Consider the following 16374-nt stretch of genomic DNA (forward strand, 5'->3'; position numbering starts at 1 on the left):
GAGAGAAGGATCTCAGTGAGTGAAAAAACCAGAGCTAAAATTTGGCTCTGGTTTTTTCTTATCCCGTTAAAGCCCCGTTACTTGAATAACTTATACCAGTACAAAGTGGTTTCTATATCAGGATTATAGGACTGCTTCAATGTGTCAACTCCACCTAGTATGAATCCTTGTTTCACATAAAATCTGCATGCACCAAGATTATCATCCTGTGCTTCCAAGGACATTCCTATAAGTTCTCTTTGTTTCGCCCACTCTTCTGCTTTATTTAAAAGCAACTTTCCGACTCCACTGCCTCTATAATCTTTCTTCGTAGCAATGTTTTCAATATAACAGAAGCGATTCCACTCCTTCATTACCCTAATCTGTCCTATGCAGGTATTATTCACATAAGCTAAGAACAATGCTTTATCCTCTCGGTTTATATATTGGCTCCAATCAAGGTTGTCATCTGGGAAACGTGTTTCTCTAATCTCTTCAAAAAGAACTTCTTCATATGACCACCTTCCTGATTGTAAACTGGGGACAAGCTTACCAAACACTTTAAAATAATCATTTGTTTTATTGATGTCCTCTATTAAGTCATTAGTTAATGAAGAAATACTGAGTTTGCCTTCACAACCCAATAGTACACACTTCCTTTTATAATGTTTTGAGACTATATTATTTAAGGATCTTACAACCCTATCTTATCCAACACCACTTCCCAATAATTAAAAAAGCAATCTTCAGTGATAGCTCTTATTTAATAAAACTAACCAGTTATCGAAATATCCATTATTTACAAGTTTAACATACTCTTCCATACAAATGGCTCATTTCCCCGAGAACAAATTGCGGATTGTCCAGTCATTTAGCCCCCTAATTCGACCCCATTCTTAAAACAGTTGTTCTTTTTCATTAACACAACATATGATAAAATTGTATTATAATTTTCTGAATATTTTAACGTTCATTGTTCTATAAAAGATATATATATCACATCCATGTAAACCAGGGACGGCTCTCACTCTACTTTTCTGGGCTAATTCGGGGTGATAATCGAAAGGAAACGGTAGAAAGGGAAATGTCCCCATTCTACCCTGGTGATATAACGAGGAGGTTCTATTATGACAAATTTCTTTAAACCTATGGCATTCCAGCTGCAAACTGAACGACTTGATCTGGGTATGTGGGAAGTTTCCGATGCAGCCTGGATAAGAAAACTGGTTGGCGAACGTGGTGTAGACATGCCAACTCTTGACTCCGCTCGAAGCGATATTATCGAGATCCGTAAGAAAGCAGTCGAAAATGGCATTTCTCTTCTCACTATTCGCCGCAGGGATGAAGGCGATTTTATCGGATACTGTGGCTTGATTATCGGCCGTACCACACTTGAAGAGCCGGAGATTGCATATGAGCTGTTCCGCAGCGCTCACCGTAAAGGCTATGCGACTGAGGCAGCGTCCGTGGTCCTGGACGCTGCGATTGCTACCGGACGCCACAGGCTTTGGTCGACTGTAGGTGCTTGGAATGATGCTTCCTTCCGAGTCCTAGAAAAGATAGGATTTGAGCGGCACCACAGCACGTGGGAGGAGCAAGGAGAGATCGTTTGGAACGTACGGGATCTTTAGAGATTTCCAACTGTTCCGAAACTACTTTTTTATGCATCGGGGTGATGGAGGCTCAACTCACCCCACGCGGAAAGCGAGCACCTGAAGGGGAAATCAACCAGCACTAGCTTTATTAATATGTGGTATTAAATCCCCTTCAACGCATCCTTATACCGCTGATAATAAGCCTCCACATTATTCAACAACAACAACTCCGTATACAAATACACCTTCATATTAAAATCATTAAAATCAATCGCAGTCAGTTCCTGTATCTTCTTAATCCGGTAATTCAACGTATTCGGATGGATGAACAGTTCATTCGCCGTCTGTTTCCCCTTCCCGTCATTCGCCAAATATACCTCAAGCGTTTTAAGCAAATCCGTCTGTTTCTTCACATCATTCTTAATCAATGACAACAAATCATCACTGTAATAATCCTTTGACGTGTTCTTCTCATAGAGTGTCGGGAGGTACCGGTAAATGCCCAGTTGAGCAAATTCCCGGGGCATCGATTCCGGACGCGGACTAATGAAGTTTGCCGTTTCAATGACTTCTGACGCTTCCAAGAAACTCTTTCTCATTTGATATAAGGTGGTGTATTCCTTCCCGATCCCGATCAGGAAGTTGTAGAAATCTTCTTCCCCAGTTTGTTCCTTCACCCTTTCGACAAGGTCCCTTGCTAATTCCAGGGAAGAAGCTGGTGTGTCAGCTTTGCCGTAGAGAACGAGGATCACCTGGTATTCCGTCCGCAGTGAATAAATGTTTGTGTTGAAGCTGGACTCCTGGACCAGCTTCTCCAGTTGGTCGAGCATGGACTTATATTGCGACGATGCGATCGAGTACACCGCTACCGTGAACCGTTCCGGCAGGGTCAGCTTGACGAGGGATGCATCATGGCGGAGCTGGCTTTCACTTCCGTACTCGTGCTGCAGGAGATGCCACAGTACTTCTTCTTTTCTGTCCTTTTTGATATTGACCTTTGCGAACATATCATTGATCAGGTTTCCAAGGTGCGAAGAGATTTCTTCAAGGAAAGCGAGCTCTTCATTTTCGAGGAGACGGCTGGATTCCTGGACCCAGATATACCCCATCGTATTCCCCAGGTACTTTGCCGCAATGACGACACGCTGGTGGAATCCTAACTCTTCCATCGCCTGCACCCGGATCGGATCCGTATGTTTCTCGAGCTGGTGGACGATCCCTTCTTTTTTCAATCGATCGATGATGAAAACCGGACATTTTTTCGTGAGGATAGTCTTGAGCTGTGTTTGATCGAATTTATTAGAAGAGGAACTGTATGAAATCAGTTCGAAATTTTTGTTTTCTATGATGACGGGATTGCCTAATTTTGAGCTGATCAATTCCGTTGCTTTATGAATGTCTTCTGTTTGGAGGATTACATCAAGTGCTTCCATAGGAATCTAACCTTTCCAGTAGTGTTTATGATTCCTATTATAGCGTTAATCCCCCCAATAAAAAAAGAAAAGCTCCCCCCATGACGGGAGAGCCTTTCCGAGTTCGATTTATTCTTCATCCATAAACGGATAAGTGATATCGGTTGTTGGAGCGAAGTTTTCTTTGATGATACGAGGACTGGTCCAACGAATCATGTTGAAAACAGAGCCTGCTTTATCGTTTGTACCAGAACCGCGTGAACCGCCGAATGGTTGTTGGTTAATCACGGCACCGGTTGGTTTATCGTTGATGTAGAAGTTACCAGCTGCACCGGATAGGCGGCGTTCCAAGTGCATGATCGCTTCACGATCCTGTGCAAAGATCGCACCCGTTAATGCATACATGGAAGCTGTATCCACTGAAGTCAGTGTTTCTTCTAATTGATCGTTTTCATATACATAAATCGTTAAGACCGGTCCAAAGATTTCTTCGGTCATCGTTTTGAAGTTTGGATTCGTTGTCACAATGACAGTCGGTTGAATGAAGTATCCAACAGAATCATCATACGTACCGCCGGCAATGATTTCAGCTTCTTCAGAATCAGCCGCATAGTCAATGTAGCTTGTGATGGAATCAAAGGCAGGTTTATCAATCACCGCACCCATGAAGTTCCTGAAGTCTCTGACATCCCCTACTTTAAGCTTCGCCGTTTCTTCCACGACCCCATTTTTCACTTCTTCCCACATGCTTGCAGGGATGTAAGCACGTGAAGCAGCTGAACATTTTTGACCTTGGTATTCGAATGCACCACGAACAAGTGCAGCGACTACTTTGTCTGCTTGAGCTGTTTCGTGAGCAAAGACAAAGTCTTTACCGCCTGTTTCCCCAACTAGACGAGGATATGATTTGTAGTTAGTGATGTTTTCCCCTACTGTCTTCCAGATCGTCTGGAACACGCTTGTAGATCCAGTGAAGTGGAATCCTGACATACGTGGATCTGTTAATACCACTTCTGATACTTGTGAACCGCGTGAAGGAACAAAGTTGATGACGCCTTTAGGCAGTCCAGCTTCTTCCAGGATGCGCATGAAGTAGTAGTTTGATAGGATAGCCGTTGTCGCCGGTTTCCAAACAACTACGTTCCCCATGATCGCAGGAGCTGACGGCAGGTTACCACCGATTGCTGTGAAGTTGAATGGTGAGATCGCTAGTACGAAACCGTCTAATGCACGGTATTCCAGGCGATTCCAGATATTTTTCATGCTGTCCGGCTGCATTTGATAGATTTGGTTTGCATAATCCACGCCAAAGCGTAAGAAATCGGCTAATTCTTGTGCCGCATCAATTTCCGTTTGGATGGCTGTCTTTGATTGACCCAACATGGTAGCCGCATTGATGACGTCGCGATATGGACCAGAAATCAGGTCAGCCGCTTTTAAGAAGATCGATGCTCTGTGTTGCCATGGCATATTGGACCAAGAATCCTTTGCAGCCATTGCTGCTTCCACTGCATCGTGAAGCTCTTTTTCACCTGCTTGTGAATAGGTAGCCAACACATGTTTGTGATCATGTGGCATGACCACTTGCTTCACTGTATCTGTCTTGATTTCCTCACCATTGATGATGACCGGGATCTCAACCTCTAGACCAGCTTGGCGCTCTAATTCAGCTTTTAACGTTTCTCTTTCTTTCGTACCTGGGGCATATGTATTACCAGGCTCATTTGTAGGTGTTGGGATGTTGTAAATTCCGTTACTCATTCTCTTCACATTCCTTTCTGATTACATTCTGTCTGGATGTTTTTATAAAAAGTTTACTTGCTGAAAATCCCCTTCAATGCAAATGCGATATTCGCCGGCCGTTCCGCCAGACGTCGCATGAAATACCCGAACCAGTCCTCGCCATATGGCAGGTAAATGCGGACGGTATATCCTTTTTTCAATAAGTCTGACTGCAATTGGTTCCGCATGCCATAAAGCATTTGAAACTCAAAGCGGTCATTCGGTATATTGTGTTCTTTCACTAATCCGATCGTGTAATCGATGATTGCATCATCATGGCTTGCGATCGCTGTATAATGGCCGTTCAAGAGCTGCTTCTTGATAAGATGCTTCAGATTCTCATCCACCTTTTTCTTCTCCTGGAACGCCACTTTACCCGATTCATTATATGCACCCTTCACAAGCCTCAAATAAGGGGAATACTCATTGAGATCCTCCACATCCTTATCTGAAACATAGAGATAGGATTGGATCACCGTCCCCACATTGTCGTACTTTTGACGGAGCTTCTTATAAACGTCAAGGATGGCATGGCACCTCGAGGAATCCTCCATATCGAGAGTGACCGTGATTCCGCTTTCATTTGCCTTCGACAGAATCAACTCCATGTTTTCCATGACAAGATCTTGACTGATATCCAATCCCAAGGAGGTCAGCTTAACAGAAATTTCAGTGTCCAGCCCATGATACGCGATGGCACTGATACTCTGAATACATCCTTGGACATTCTCCCGCACCACATCTGTGGAATCGACGAACTCACCAAGATGATCGACCGTTACCTGAAATCCTTCCCCGTTCAATTGCGTAATCAATGGAATCGCTTGTAAAAAGGTTTCTCCACCCACAAGCTTGTTAGCCCCAAATCTCGATCCCCACCGTTTAGCCATTTTATCCAATGCCTTATTGTGGGAAAGAAACAGGAAAAAGCGCTTACTTATTGCTTCCAAGATTACAACACCTCCTTATACTTCTTATAGTGACTGTTACCTCAAGCACGGGGTGATTAAACGAAGAAATGTAAATCTTAAGAAAATTATAACGGGAATAGTGGCTCCGAAACAACGTGCTCGAGCCACAAACATTTGTGGGTTGAGTTATGGTGGATGCACAAAAGGGGGGTGTTGGAATAGGCAAATGGAATAATTTGAAACTTTATATCATGGTTTTCCTAATTAATAAACATATGTTGATAAGGGGCGTGGAAATGAAAAAGAAAAAGGGCATGATACCTTCCATCATCTTCGGTTCTATTATTCTGCTGGCTATTCTGGCGTTGACCTTTTTTATCTTTAATGGGGAATCCGTCCTTAAAGGTATTAAAGACGGATTCACGGACGAAGGGTATACAGTCAATGTAGATAAGGATTAGGTGCTCAATGGAGGTATAGTCAGAGTCATTCCATAATTTTCCGAAATACGCAATTATGTTGAAAATGACGCAATAAATAAAAAAACGACGCAATTATCCGTAAAATGACGCAATCACCCCTGGAAATGACGCAATTATTTGGATAATGACTCAATGAAGGACAATAGAAGTCCTACCAAAGATGATTATAGGAGAAATATAGATATATCTATGATAAGCAGGGACCTTGATGATCAGCTGCATACATTTTCTTAATGTTTTTGACAATATTTACAACCGAAATACAATCCCCAACAAACCCAATGACATCCTGCACTCCATTACCAAATAAAAAGCCGGCATAAACGGGCCATTCCCTTTTCACCAGCCTTCTTCATCAAAAAGCTCACTCCCCAAAACCACATCCGGCTTCTAGGGCAGAGTGGGGACGATTCCGTCTCTACCGTTTCCCAAAAAAGTAGAGTAAGAACCCTCCCCGATTTGCTACTTATAACTTCTTTTCCGACAACAAACCCTTAACCGACTCCAACACATAATCCGGCGTCCAAACCGTCCCCCTTAATTCCTCCTCCGTGGTGATCCCGCTCAGCACAAGGGCCGTTCTCATCCCAGCTTCGATGCCCATCCGGATATCGGTCTCCAGGCGATCACCGATCATGACGCATTCTTCCGGCTTCAGTTGTAATATTTTCAATGCTGCCTTGATGGTCAGGATGGATGGCTTTCCAATCTGGACATCAATCTTTCTCCCGACCACGGCTTCCACCGCCCCGATCATCCCCGCACAGTCCGGCACATCGCCCATCTCTACCGGACAGGTTTTGTCTGGGTTGGTCGCTATCATCTTCGCGCCTAGCTTAATCGACTGGTAGGCAAAATTCAAATGGTCATAATGAAAATCCCGGTCCCATGACAGCACGACGATATCAACCTCAGCCGGTGTCATTCCTTCCCTGAATCCCGCAAGTGTCAGCTCATCCTTGATGGGCTGCTCACCAATCACATACAATGTCGCTTGGGGGTGATGTTCCTTTAAATAGTCAATCAGTGTGACCGTCGGATTCAAAATATTCTCAAGATTAGCCCGAATATTGAATCCATGCAACTTTTCCACATAGCGCTGACGGGACTCAATGGTCTTATTGGTTAGAAACAGCACTTTTTTTCCTTCCCTGAGAAGTGCATTGATGGTGGTGTCTGCACCCTCTATCAATTGCTTGCCGAGATACACGGTCCCGTCCAAGTCAAAAATATACCCCTTTAAGTTCTTCATCTGTACCCCCTCCAAATTAGAAAAGCGCAAGCGCCTAGTTCAGCCCCGACAAGCATTGGAGGGCCGACGGGTAAAGTCGTTCTTTGACTTCATTCGTCGGACCGGAATGTCTCGAGGGGCTAGGCGCTGGAGCTGGCCAATTCTCACATTCAAGTTAATCTCTCTTATTACAATAAAAAATTCCTTGAGCATGACGATTTCTCCAATTGAATAATTGGATTTTTCATCATACCCAAGGAATCTCCTCATCTTTATCCTTGTACCTCTTCATTTACATGTGTTGGGTCATCAAGTCTTCACCAATGATGACCTTAGATGTCCCGAGCTTCTCCACCTCTTCTACATACGATTCCCCGTCGGATAAGTGGACAAGAATGATTTTCCCGATTCTTTCCACGTCATATTTTTTAACAATCTCAACAAGACTGCTGTGGTTCCCTGCCACTTTACGGGCAGACGTTGCTTCATGGATTAACACATCTATATGGTCATACTCACCAATCCGTGCGTTGATTTCCGAATCGCTCGAATATACGAGCACCCGTCCGGCACATCGTACTTCAAGGCCAACAGTCGGAACCGAATGTAATGCCTTAAAGCAGGAAAATGTCATTCCTCCTCCAGACAGAATTTCCTTTTCCTCGTCACCATCAAAGGTCTCGATCTTGATTGAAAAGGCGATCGGCCACTGATCGGCTTCCATCGTCACGAGCCATTCCTGAAGCTTCCTCTCATTCCGCACGTCACACAATATCCTTAACGGCTTTCTCCTGTCCTCAAGCCACATCCCCCATAGCAAGGATGGCAACCCGTAAATGTGATCAATATGAAAGTGGGTGAACACGACTGCATCAAGCTTCTTTAAATCCACCTGCAGCTGCTTCAGCTTCCTGCAAGGATTTCCGCTCACATCGACCAGCACATGATACTCATCATTCGAGAAGCAGATAGAGGTATTGTCGCGTTCCGAACCGGGATATGCACTCCCCGTTCCTAAAAAATGAATGTCCATCATATCCCCTCCTATTTAATTCCTGAGTGCATAAAGCTCGATACAAATTGTTTTTGAAAAAGGAAGAAGGCAATGACCAAAGGCATGATGACCATAACCGTACCTGCAGCAACCATCCCCCACTGCGCGCCGGTTTCATAGGATTGTGCAAATAACGCAAGTCCGACGGTCAATGGGCGGGACTCCACGGAATCCGTAATGATCAACGGCCACATGAAGTTGCTCCAATGGTGGCTGACGGAGACAAGGGCAAAGGCAATATAGGTCGGTTTCGCCGATGGGATATAGACATGCCACAGGGTTTGATACCATTTACATCCGTCCATTCTTGCCGCTTCATCAAGATCAAATGGAACCTGCTTGAACGTCTGGCGCATCAGGAATACCCCGAACGCCGACGCCCAATACGGCATCATGACGGCAAGCTTGGTATTGACAAGTCCCAGCTGGCTGATGACCTGGTAGTTCGGAAACAGCAGGATTTCAGGCTGAATCATCAGCTGCAGCAGGAACAGGATGAACAAGACATTCTTCCCGGTGAAGTTCACCCGTGCGAACGCATAGGCTGCAAGGGTAACCGTAACGATCTGGACGATCAACACGCCAAACACGATCACGAACGTATTGAAATAGTATTGCAGAAATGGTGCCGTCTCCCACGCCTGGATGTAGTTCTCAAACGTCGGATTCGAGACCCAGAATGGAAAGCCTCCATTAATCACTTGATTCCCCGGGGAGAAAGAAGTGATGATCACCCAAAGCAGGGGGATGAAGGAAAGAATCCCTAGAACAATAATGATGCCATAGTTCAATTTCTTCATTGTCTCTTCCCCTCCTTAATAATGGATTTTCCGGTCAAGGTACAAATAGTTGAAGGCGGTGATACCGAGCATGATGACGATCAGGATCACGGTCAGCACAGCGGCTTTGCCAAGGTCCCAGTTCGTAAATGCCGCTTCGTAAATATGGTAGAGTAATAGATTACTGGCATTATCCGGTCCACCTTTGGTCATTATGTAGAGGTGGTCGACGTTTTTGAATGAATTCGTAATCGCCACGATCATGACGAACAGCGTCGTCGGCATCAGAAGAGGAAACGTGATATGACGGAACATCTGGAACGGTTTCGCCCCTTCCATCTCTGCCGCTTCATACACGTCCTGCGGTAAATTCTGCAAACCTGCCAGATAGAAGATCATAAAGAAACCCGCATCTTTCCAGATGATCATGACAATCATCGCAACCATGACGGTACTCGGGTCCCCCAACCAGCTTGTATCCCCACGGCCGAACGTATGGAGAAAGTTATCGAGTAATCCATACTGAGGCGTGTAGATGAAAAGCCAAATATTCGCCACCGCAATGAGCGGAACGATCGTCGGATAGAAAAAAGATGTACGGAGCAAAGCGCTTCCCGCCATTTTCTTATTCAACCAGATGGCTAGATACATCGCCAGGAACAAACTTGTGGGCACGGTGCCGATCATGAAGAGGATGTTGTTCAATATGACCTTCCTGAATATTTCATCTCCGAAGACTTCCTTATACTGTTCCACTCCGGAAAATTGGAGCCTCGTCATCGGACCGCTGTAGAAGCTTAGCTGAATTGACTTGAGCGTCGGATAAAACGTAAACAATGTTAAAAAGATGAAAGAAGGTAACAGCAACCCGTAGGCGAACAGATTATTCCTTGCCCGGGAACTGAATTTTCTATGCTTCGTTGACATCGATCAGTCCCACCTTTCTTGTGAAAGGGGCCCAAGATCAGCACACTGTCCGCTTGAGCTCCACTCCATTCAATGCTTCACCTGTTGCCCTTTACTGAAATGGTTCCAACACGTCTTCCGCTTTCTTCTGTGCATTGTCCAATCCTTCATCCACAGGGCTTTGACCCGTTAAGATCGATTGAATGTTATCATTGAAGATTTTCTGTACTTCACCATTTTGATAGGTGGCGAGTTCACTTTCTGCATATTCAAGCTGCTCACGTGCAACCAGTGCAGGAGGGAATTCCTCAACATACTTCTTCAACACGTCTGTCTCATAAGCCGACTCGGTGGTGGCTACATATCCTGTATCGATCGACCACTGAGCTACCCGCTCTGGTTCAGTCAGGAACTTCATGAACTTGACGGCCGCTTCCTTGTTTGCTTTTGGCAGGTCTTTGAATAAGTAGATGTTCCCGCCGCCTGTAGGGGAACCATATTGCTCGTTCGCCGGCAGGAAGGACACACCGAATTCAAAGTCCGCATTGTTCTTCACATTCGTCAAGTTCCCCGTCGTATGGTACATCATCGCCGTTTTTCCACTCAGGAAGTCTGAAGGAACCGTTGCCCACTCAATGACGCCCTCCGGCATGATTTTATGTTCCTTCCCAAGGGATAACCAGAAATCCATTGCTTCTTTTGCATATGGAGCATTGAAATACACTTCTTTTCCATCCTGGGACATGATATTCTTTTCAGTTTGAAGAGCTAACGCCTGGAACATCCAGTACTGATAGCCGGTACTTGGAATCTCAAGACCCCACTGGTCCTTTCCGCCATTCTTCGTCAGCTTCTTCCCGTATTCCACGAGCTGATCCCAGTTTTCAGGTGGAGCTTCCGGATCAAGTCCGGCTTCTTTGAAAGCGTCCTTGTTGTAGTAAAGGACAATCGTACTGCGCTGGAACGGCAAGCTGTACACTTTATCACCAATGGAAGAGTTCGCCATGAATCCATCATAGAAATCATTCAAGTAATCTTCTTTAAACATCGGCGTCAATTCCTCAATCAAGTCATTCTCAAGCAACGTAAAAAGGTCGATGGAGAATAATACGGCAAGCTCAGGTGAATTTCCTGCCTGGGCCGACGCCATCACCTGTGTCATCGTCTCCGCATAACTTCCTCCGTATTTCGCATTCACCTTGATATCGGGATTCTCTTTCTCGAAATCCGCCACAAACCCATCCACGATCTTCGCCACATCCCCGCCAACCGCTACCGGGAACCAGAAATCAATCTCTGTCGTTTCACCTCCAGCGGTATCACTGCTGCTACATCCGGCAAACACAACCATCAACACTAAAACGAATGATAAAAGCCTGATCTTCATGTCATTTCCTCCCCTTTTTTTCATAAAAAAACCCATGAACAATAAACTGCAGCACAAAAATGTGGCATGCATTTTATTGGTCACAGGGATTCTCCTCATCTCTACCCTTAGACTAAAACTTGTCTAATATATATGTCTGATTATTCACAATAATACAACATTAACTAAAAGTTGGCAATGAAATTCTTGGTATTTACATATCTTTTACAAAGGCTTTTTCGCCAAACTTGGTTACCTTTACTTTACGATTATAAAAAATTATCAACAAATATTTTTGTAAATGAAAAGTAATTTGATGCTTAGATTTGCATTTTGTCGGGTAGATAAAAAATAAACTACAGTATATGCCATTGGCCACCATATTATACAAAAATAATTGATAAATTGTATTAATTTGGTATAATGTTTTTAACCAATACTCATACTATAACTGTTATTATTACAGAAAAGGCGGTGATAGTATGTGTTATGAGGAGGAAAAGGACATGGCAACCGCAAACAAAGTAGACAAGTTAAAGTTTATGGATGAAATTAAAAATATTATCAGATCAAACATGAAAAATAAAGAAATGACTGCCTCAGAGGCTAGAAAATCCTTAGGTAATAAGAGATATGAGAAATAAGCTAGTTGTAGATACTAATATCTTCATTTCTGGTTGGTTTGAAGGGGATGAAGATTGTGAGAAAATTCTCGAATTGATAAAAAATAGAGAAGTTCAATTACTATTTGGGCAAGATACGATTGGTGAACTACTTTATACAATTAAGAATTTCGCTCGGCACAATATTGATGATACAGAAATTAGAATTCGACTACTAAATTTTATCTCTGAGTTGTTTTATCATTCCACTTCAGTAAATACCATGAACACTATAATTGAAAAGACGAATGATGAGTATGATGATATGTTCTTAAAATGCGCCTTACAAGGTGATGCAAACTACTTGGTTTCTGATGATTTTAAAGCAGGTATGCACGAACGTGAATATGATGAGTTAGTCATCATTGGATCAAATGAGTTTATAAGTATTTATGAAGAAAAGAATGGAGTTATTGAACTTAATAATTAACAACCTGCCTACTGGTTAGTGGGTTTTTTTTTATTATGAAGAAATTCATGGTGAATAGAAAAAGAGATGGGGATGACTTATTGTGATAAAAATCTATATCTACAGAGTTATATTCCTCAATATATACTTCTTTTCCCTATTATACATGTATTTATTTGCGGATTTTTAATAATCCTTGCTAACATAGTTTTAGGACATCTTGTTGTAAAGGAAGGGATGAAACATGGCAAAAAAGAAAAAACGAAAAAGCAAGAAGAAGGCATTCTGGGGGTTACTGAAGGAAGAAAGGCAAGAACTTGGTCTTGCATGGACCCAGGAGTATAAAGGCGATGAGAATATAGTTAAGGCATATTCTAGAAAATTCGGCCTTAACCTGAAGAACTCAATGAAAGAACTTGGAAGAATGGGAGTTACCATAAGCAACCAAGATAAAGAAGATGTAAGAAACACACTTAGGAAACGTGAAGAAGAAAAAGAAAGGAAAAGAATGAAGAAGAAAGCTCGAGAACTAGAAGATTCCTTCGATTCGGATGACACCTTTGCATTCATTGCAGGCTACACAGATGGTGATTTCCCTTTTGGAATGACCCATGAAGAGATGGATGAGATTGAAAATGAGAAAGAAATGGAGATAAAATAGGGAGATCACGTTTAAAAATACTAAGACTGTCGATACGTAATCTACCTCCTCCAAGTAGCCAATTGAACTTCAACACATATCAATTCTCAACCTACATTCAGTCCTCTTTTTCATCATTCTTCTTCCGGAGCTTCGGCAAACTCATCGCCTTGATCTCCCGCTCTTCAAAGAAGTTTCCGATCCTTGTCATGATGAAGGTGACAAGTGTGGCGAAGATGACAATCGAATAAAACCCTGCTCCAATGCCGATTCCGATACCCCCAACGTAAAAAATCATCGCTGCCGACGTGAGCCCTTTCACCCTCAGTCCATCTTTCAGGATCACACCCGCACCCAAGAACCCGAGCCCCGATACGATCTGGGCAGCGAGACGGAGTGGATCCATCATCTTCCCGCTATCCGGTTCACTGAGCATATTAGCGCCTTCAATCGAAACGATCGTAATCAACGTACACGCCACCGAAACATACGTATAGGTTTTCAAACCGGCCGGCTTATTCTTTGATGACCGGTCCCATCCGATGATGAACCCCAACACCGCACTCACCACAATCCGGAAATAGATGTCATGCTGCCAGAAGAAGTCTGTCAATCCATTGATGTAATGCGCCATGCCGCCATCCTCCTTAAACAAAAGAGACCCTTACCAAAACGAATCTGCTTATTATGAAAAAATCATACCGTTCGCCTTGTAAGTGTCCCTTCTATATCTTCTACTAGGATTCGTTCGTTAAAATTTCTTTTTATCGTACACTAATTATTTTATGATAGCAATGCTGTATTTAGCCGGAACGATTTTTCGTGGGAAGAAAAAATCCCCTCGTTATTGAGAGAGGAATAACCACTATCCACTTGGAATTGCTAATACCAGGTCTTCTTCTAGAAGGAATCCTTCTCTCAGCCGTGGCTTTAGTACTGTTGACCGCTCCGTTGGATGGTTATCTGCCATTTCCAGGATTGATCTGCCATTCTGACAGTTTGCATGCCATATTATTCTTTTATCTGCCGTTCTGTCATTTTATCTGCCATATTTCCTATATATCTGCCATTCTACAAAATCCGACAATCGCGCGACTCCTGATAATGAAGTGAAACATACACAAAGCCTTGAACCACCTTCTTCATTCTATAACTTGTCAGCCATTTTACGATTTATCACGATTTGGGAGACGACAATAACGACCAATAATCCAATAAACACCCCTACACTCAGCAAATCCATAAAGAAACTAAAAGCAATGGTCCATATCCCCATGACCATAACGAAAATTCCATTCACTTTTCCAAACGCAGCTTCATTCTTGATGCTGCCTTCCACATATCCCGCCATCAATTTGTAGGAACGTTTTTTCCATACCAACAAACCCATAATAATAGTGAGTATTCCTATTGAAATGAATATCATTTGAGCTACAAACATTCTTTCACATACTTGTATTTCATTTAGTTTCCTCCTTGCAGACAATTCCTAACAGTTATATTTTACCATATTCATAGATCTAAGTTTTTGAAATTATAAAAAGCTGTCGAGACTATCTCGACAGCTTTTAAAATTTGAAACAACTATTGATTCGTTATCTCTACAAACGACTTCCCATTCTTCAACAAAAATTCAATCGTATACTCGTCATTCCGAATTTGCTTTTTGATTTCTGGTAAAGCCAAATAATCTTGTACGGATTTTTCAATTTCTTCGATTTGCTCTTCGGGAAGTGGTTTATCCAGCTCTGTTTTTATCCACACATAAGAGTGTCCATCCTTCACTTGGTACGAAAGTCCGGCCAATTTATACGTCGATTTCCCTGCCATGGCATCGTATATATCTGAAGAAATCATTGACCATCGATTATCCTGCTGACGATGCTGTAAGTTGAAAGTATCCACCTCGACATCTTTCACATCTAGATCCTGTCGTTTTATTTCATTTTTAATGTCTGCAATGATTTCCTTTGATTCATCAATATGGTCCGGCATATCAATGGTGACGATTGTTGAAGCGCCGGCCCCCTTCATACCTGCTAACTCATACTCAGCCTCTTCGGCATATCCATAGGAAGCGAATACTTCTTTCACTATCTCTCGTACTTGATCATATTCCTTATTTAAGCCATCGCTTCCCTCATGAGTGGGAACTTCAGGTGCTTTAATAATCTTTAATTCGTAATCGTCGTACCCGTTTTCATATAGATAATTGGTGATTTTGGATTCAAGGTCTTTTTTCGCTTGCTTTAATGTGGAATCCCCCAAAACGAGCGACACTTCAATCGTGAAGGGAGACGGTATTGTTCCAACTGAACCTACTCGGTATCCTTCCTTTTCGACTAGTTTAAAAAGGTCAGAAGTCAAATTGGGGTTGGGTTCGCCGTCTGAAATCTGTGGAGTGATCGTGATTGGTAACACTTTCGCCACAATACTTGCCATCGTGGTTGAGTAGAACGGGGATGTGACAATAAAGAGCATACACGCTGCCGCAATCCATCCATATTTTTTTAGATGGCTCTTCTTCCTTTCATTTGTGCTCTGCATAATTTTACTTCGAAGCTGATCTTTCGATTCGTCTGTTACCATTAGCTGTTCTTCCAATTCTTTAAATGGATCAGTTGATTTCATTGATGACCCCTCCCCTCGTTAATACTTTTTCCAGTTCAACCAGCGCTCTTCTTAGCGTCATTTTCACTTTACTTTCTGACCAGTTCAACACATGGGCTGTTTCTGTTGTTGAAAATTCTTTCAACTTTCTTAGAATGATGACATGTTTGTATGTTGGCTTTAATTGTTGAATGGCTCTGTATAATTCTTCCGATTCTTCATTCATCTCGACGATTTGTTCAGGCAACGGCATGCCGTCTTTCTCCTCCATTGTTAGGCCGAGATAGTGTTTCAGCGGGTGCTTTTTTCTGAAATGGTCAATCGTCACATTATGTGCAATGGAAAATAGCCATGTTTTCACAGATGAATTCTGTTTGAATTGTTGTTTCCTTCTATAGGCTTTCAGGAAGGTTTCCTGTGTTAAATCCTCTGCCTGTTGATAGTCTCGTACCATTAACAGTATGTAAGTGAGGATCGATTCTCCATATTGTGTAAACCATTCATTTAGTTCTTGTTGGTCCAAAACTGTTCCCCCTTTCCCTCCTAGACTTAGACG

At 42.9% G+C, this 16374-nt stretch carries 20 protein-coding genes; 6 read left to right on the forward strand and 14 right to left on the reverse strand.

All coding sequences use genetic code 11. The features are described from left to right. Window positions 1–77 precede the first annotated feature (77 nt). On the reverse strand, window positions 78–623 hold the full coding sequence (locus tag AC0VXY_RS17000) for a GNAT family N-acetyltransferase (protein ID WP_475525967.1): 546 nt from the start codon (window positions 621–623) through the stop codon (window positions 78–80). Between the two features lie 483 nt (window positions 624–1106). On the opposite strand from AC0VXY_RS17000, the gene AC0VXY_RS17005 reads away from it, so the two are divergent. Beyond that, on the forward strand, window positions 1107–1610 hold the full coding sequence (locus AC0VXY_RS17005; RefSeq protein ID WP_475525968.1) for a GNAT family N-acetyltransferase: 504 nt from the start codon (window positions 1107–1109) through the stop codon (window positions 1608–1610). Between the two features lie 125 nt (window positions 1611–1735). Here AC0VXY_RS17005 and AC0VXY_RS17010 read toward each other — a convergent pair whose 3' ends face one another. The 3 genes from AC0VXY_RS17010 to AC0VXY_RS17020 all read right to left on the reverse strand — a co-directional run bounded on the left by AC0VXY_RS17010 (window position 1736) and on the right by AC0VXY_RS17020 (window position 5718). Further along, entirely contained in the window at window positions 1736–3007 is a 1272-nt protein-coding gene (locus AC0VXY_RS17010; protein WP_475525969.1) for a PucR family transcriptional regulator, read from the reverse strand. A 108-nt stretch (window positions 3008–3115) separates the two neighbouring features. Beyond that, window positions 3116–4747 (reverse strand): L-glutamate gamma-semialdehyde dehydrogenase, encoded by a 1632-nt coding sequence (pruA, locus tag AC0VXY_RS17015; RefSeq protein WP_430337248.1) that lies wholly within the window; start codon window positions 4745–4747, stop codon window positions 3116–3118. Window positions 4748–4800: 53 nt separating this feature from the next. Then, window positions 4801–5718 (reverse strand): proline dehydrogenase family protein, encoded by a 918-nt coding sequence (locus AC0VXY_RS17020; protein WP_435989699.1) that lies wholly within the window; start codon window positions 5716–5718, stop codon window positions 4801–4803. Between the two features lie 257 nt (window positions 5719–5975). Between AC0VXY_RS17020 and AC0VXY_RS17025 the strand changes: the two genes are divergently transcribed. After that, window positions 5976–6140 (forward strand): hypothetical protein, encoded by a 165-nt coding sequence (locus AC0VXY_RS17025; protein WP_475525970.1) that lies wholly within the window; start codon window positions 5976–5978, stop codon window positions 6138–6140. 208 nt (window positions 6141–6348) lie between these two features. Here the strand turns inward: AC0VXY_RS17025 and AC0VXY_RS17030 are convergent, their stop codons facing one another. The 6 genes from AC0VXY_RS17030 to AC0VXY_RS17055 form a co-directional block, all read right to left on the reverse strand. Beyond that, window positions 6349–6504: a hypothetical protein gene (locus AC0VXY_RS17030; protein WP_475525971.1), complete on the reverse strand. Its 156-nt coding sequence runs from the start codon at window positions 6502–6504 to the stop codon at window positions 6349–6351. A 123-nt stretch (window positions 6505–6627) separates the two neighbouring features. Beyond that, window positions 6628–7413 (reverse strand): HAD-IIA family hydrolase, encoded by a 786-nt coding sequence (locus AC0VXY_RS17035; RefSeq protein ID WP_475525972.1) that lies wholly within the window; start codon window positions 7411–7413, stop codon window positions 6628–6630. Window positions 7414–7684: 271 nt separating this feature from the next. Continuing rightward, window positions 7685–8428 (reverse strand): MBL fold metallo-hydrolase, encoded by a 744-nt coding sequence (locus tag AC0VXY_RS17040; protein ID WP_475525973.1) that lies wholly within the window; start codon window positions 8426–8428, stop codon window positions 7685–7687. 8 nt (window positions 8429–8436) lie between these two features. Next, window positions 8437–9246 (reverse strand): carbohydrate ABC transporter permease, encoded by an 810-nt coding sequence (locus AC0VXY_RS17045; RefSeq protein WP_475525974.1) that lies wholly within the window; start codon window positions 9244–9246, stop codon window positions 8437–8439. A 15-nt stretch (window positions 9247–9261) separates the two neighbouring features. Then, entirely contained in the window at window positions 9262–10152 is an 891-nt protein-coding gene (locus AC0VXY_RS17050) for a carbohydrate ABC transporter permease (protein WP_475525975.1), read from the reverse strand. A gap of 91 nt (window positions 10153–10243) precedes the next feature. Then, on the reverse strand, window positions 10244–11518 hold the full coding sequence (locus tag AC0VXY_RS17055) for an ABC transporter substrate-binding protein (protein ID WP_475525976.1): 1275 nt from the start codon (window positions 11516–11518) through the stop codon (window positions 10244–10246). Between the two features lie 485 nt (window positions 11519–12003). Here AC0VXY_RS17055 and AC0VXY_RS17060 point away from each other — a divergent pair, with 485 nt between their 5' ends. From AC0VXY_RS17060 to AC0VXY_RS17070, 3 genes are all read left to right on the forward strand, one after another. Then, window positions 12004–12141 (forward strand): hypothetical protein, encoded by a 138-nt coding sequence (locus AC0VXY_RS17060; protein WP_475525977.1) that lies wholly within the window; start codon window positions 12004–12006, stop codon window positions 12139–12141. Next, entirely contained in the window at window positions 12131–12589 is a 459-nt protein-coding gene (locus AC0VXY_RS17065; protein WP_475525978.1) for a putative toxin-antitoxin system toxin component, PIN family, read from the forward strand. The genes AC0VXY_RS17060 and AC0VXY_RS17065 overlap by 11 nt, the downstream gene beginning before the upstream one ends. A 223-nt stretch (window positions 12590–12812) precedes the next feature. Then, complete coding sequence (locus tag AC0VXY_RS17070; RefSeq protein WP_475525979.1) at window positions 12813–13229, forward strand: hypothetical protein; 417 nt, start codon at window positions 12813–12815, stop codon at window positions 13227–13229. A gap of 97 nt (window positions 13230–13326) precedes the next feature. Here the strand turns inward: AC0VXY_RS17070 and AC0VXY_RS17075 are convergent, their stop codons facing one another. Further along, window positions 13327–13842, reverse strand: a complete 516-nt coding sequence (locus AC0VXY_RS17075) for an MgtC/SapB family protein (RefSeq protein ID WP_430340057.1) — start codon at window positions 13840–13842, stop codon at window positions 13327–13329. A gap of 239 nt (window positions 13843–14081) precedes the next feature. Here AC0VXY_RS17075 and AC0VXY_RS17080 point away from each other — a divergent pair, with 239 nt between their 5' ends. Beyond that, window positions 14082–14321, forward strand: coding sequence for a hypothetical protein (locus AC0VXY_RS17080; RefSeq protein ID WP_475525980.1), 240 nt, complete (start codon window positions 14082–14084; stop codon window positions 14319–14321). Between the two features lie 34 nt (window positions 14322–14355). Here the strand turns inward: AC0VXY_RS17080 and AC0VXY_RS17085 are convergent, their stop codons facing one another. The 3 genes from AC0VXY_RS17085 to AC0VXY_RS17095 all read right to left on the reverse strand — a co-directional run bounded on the left by AC0VXY_RS17085 (window position 14356) and on the right by AC0VXY_RS17095 (window position 16341). Further along, complete coding sequence (locus AC0VXY_RS17085) at window positions 14356–14649, reverse strand: DUF3784 domain-containing protein (RefSeq protein ID WP_475525981.1); 294 nt, start codon at window positions 14647–14649, stop codon at window positions 14356–14358. Window positions 14650–14792: 143 nt separating this feature from the next. After that, entirely contained in the window at window positions 14793–15839 is a 1047-nt protein-coding gene (locus AC0VXY_RS17090) for a hypothetical protein (RefSeq protein ID WP_475525982.1), read from the reverse strand. Next, complete coding sequence (locus tag AC0VXY_RS17095) at window positions 15826–16341, reverse strand: RNA polymerase sigma factor (RefSeq protein ID WP_475525983.1); 516 nt, start codon at window positions 16339–16341, stop codon at window positions 15826–15828. The genes AC0VXY_RS17090 and AC0VXY_RS17095 overlap by 14 nt, the downstream gene beginning before the upstream one ends. Window positions 16342–16374 lie beyond the last annotated feature (33 nt).

Source organism: Rossellomorea sp. QJM3NY_18 (assembly GCF_056173145.1).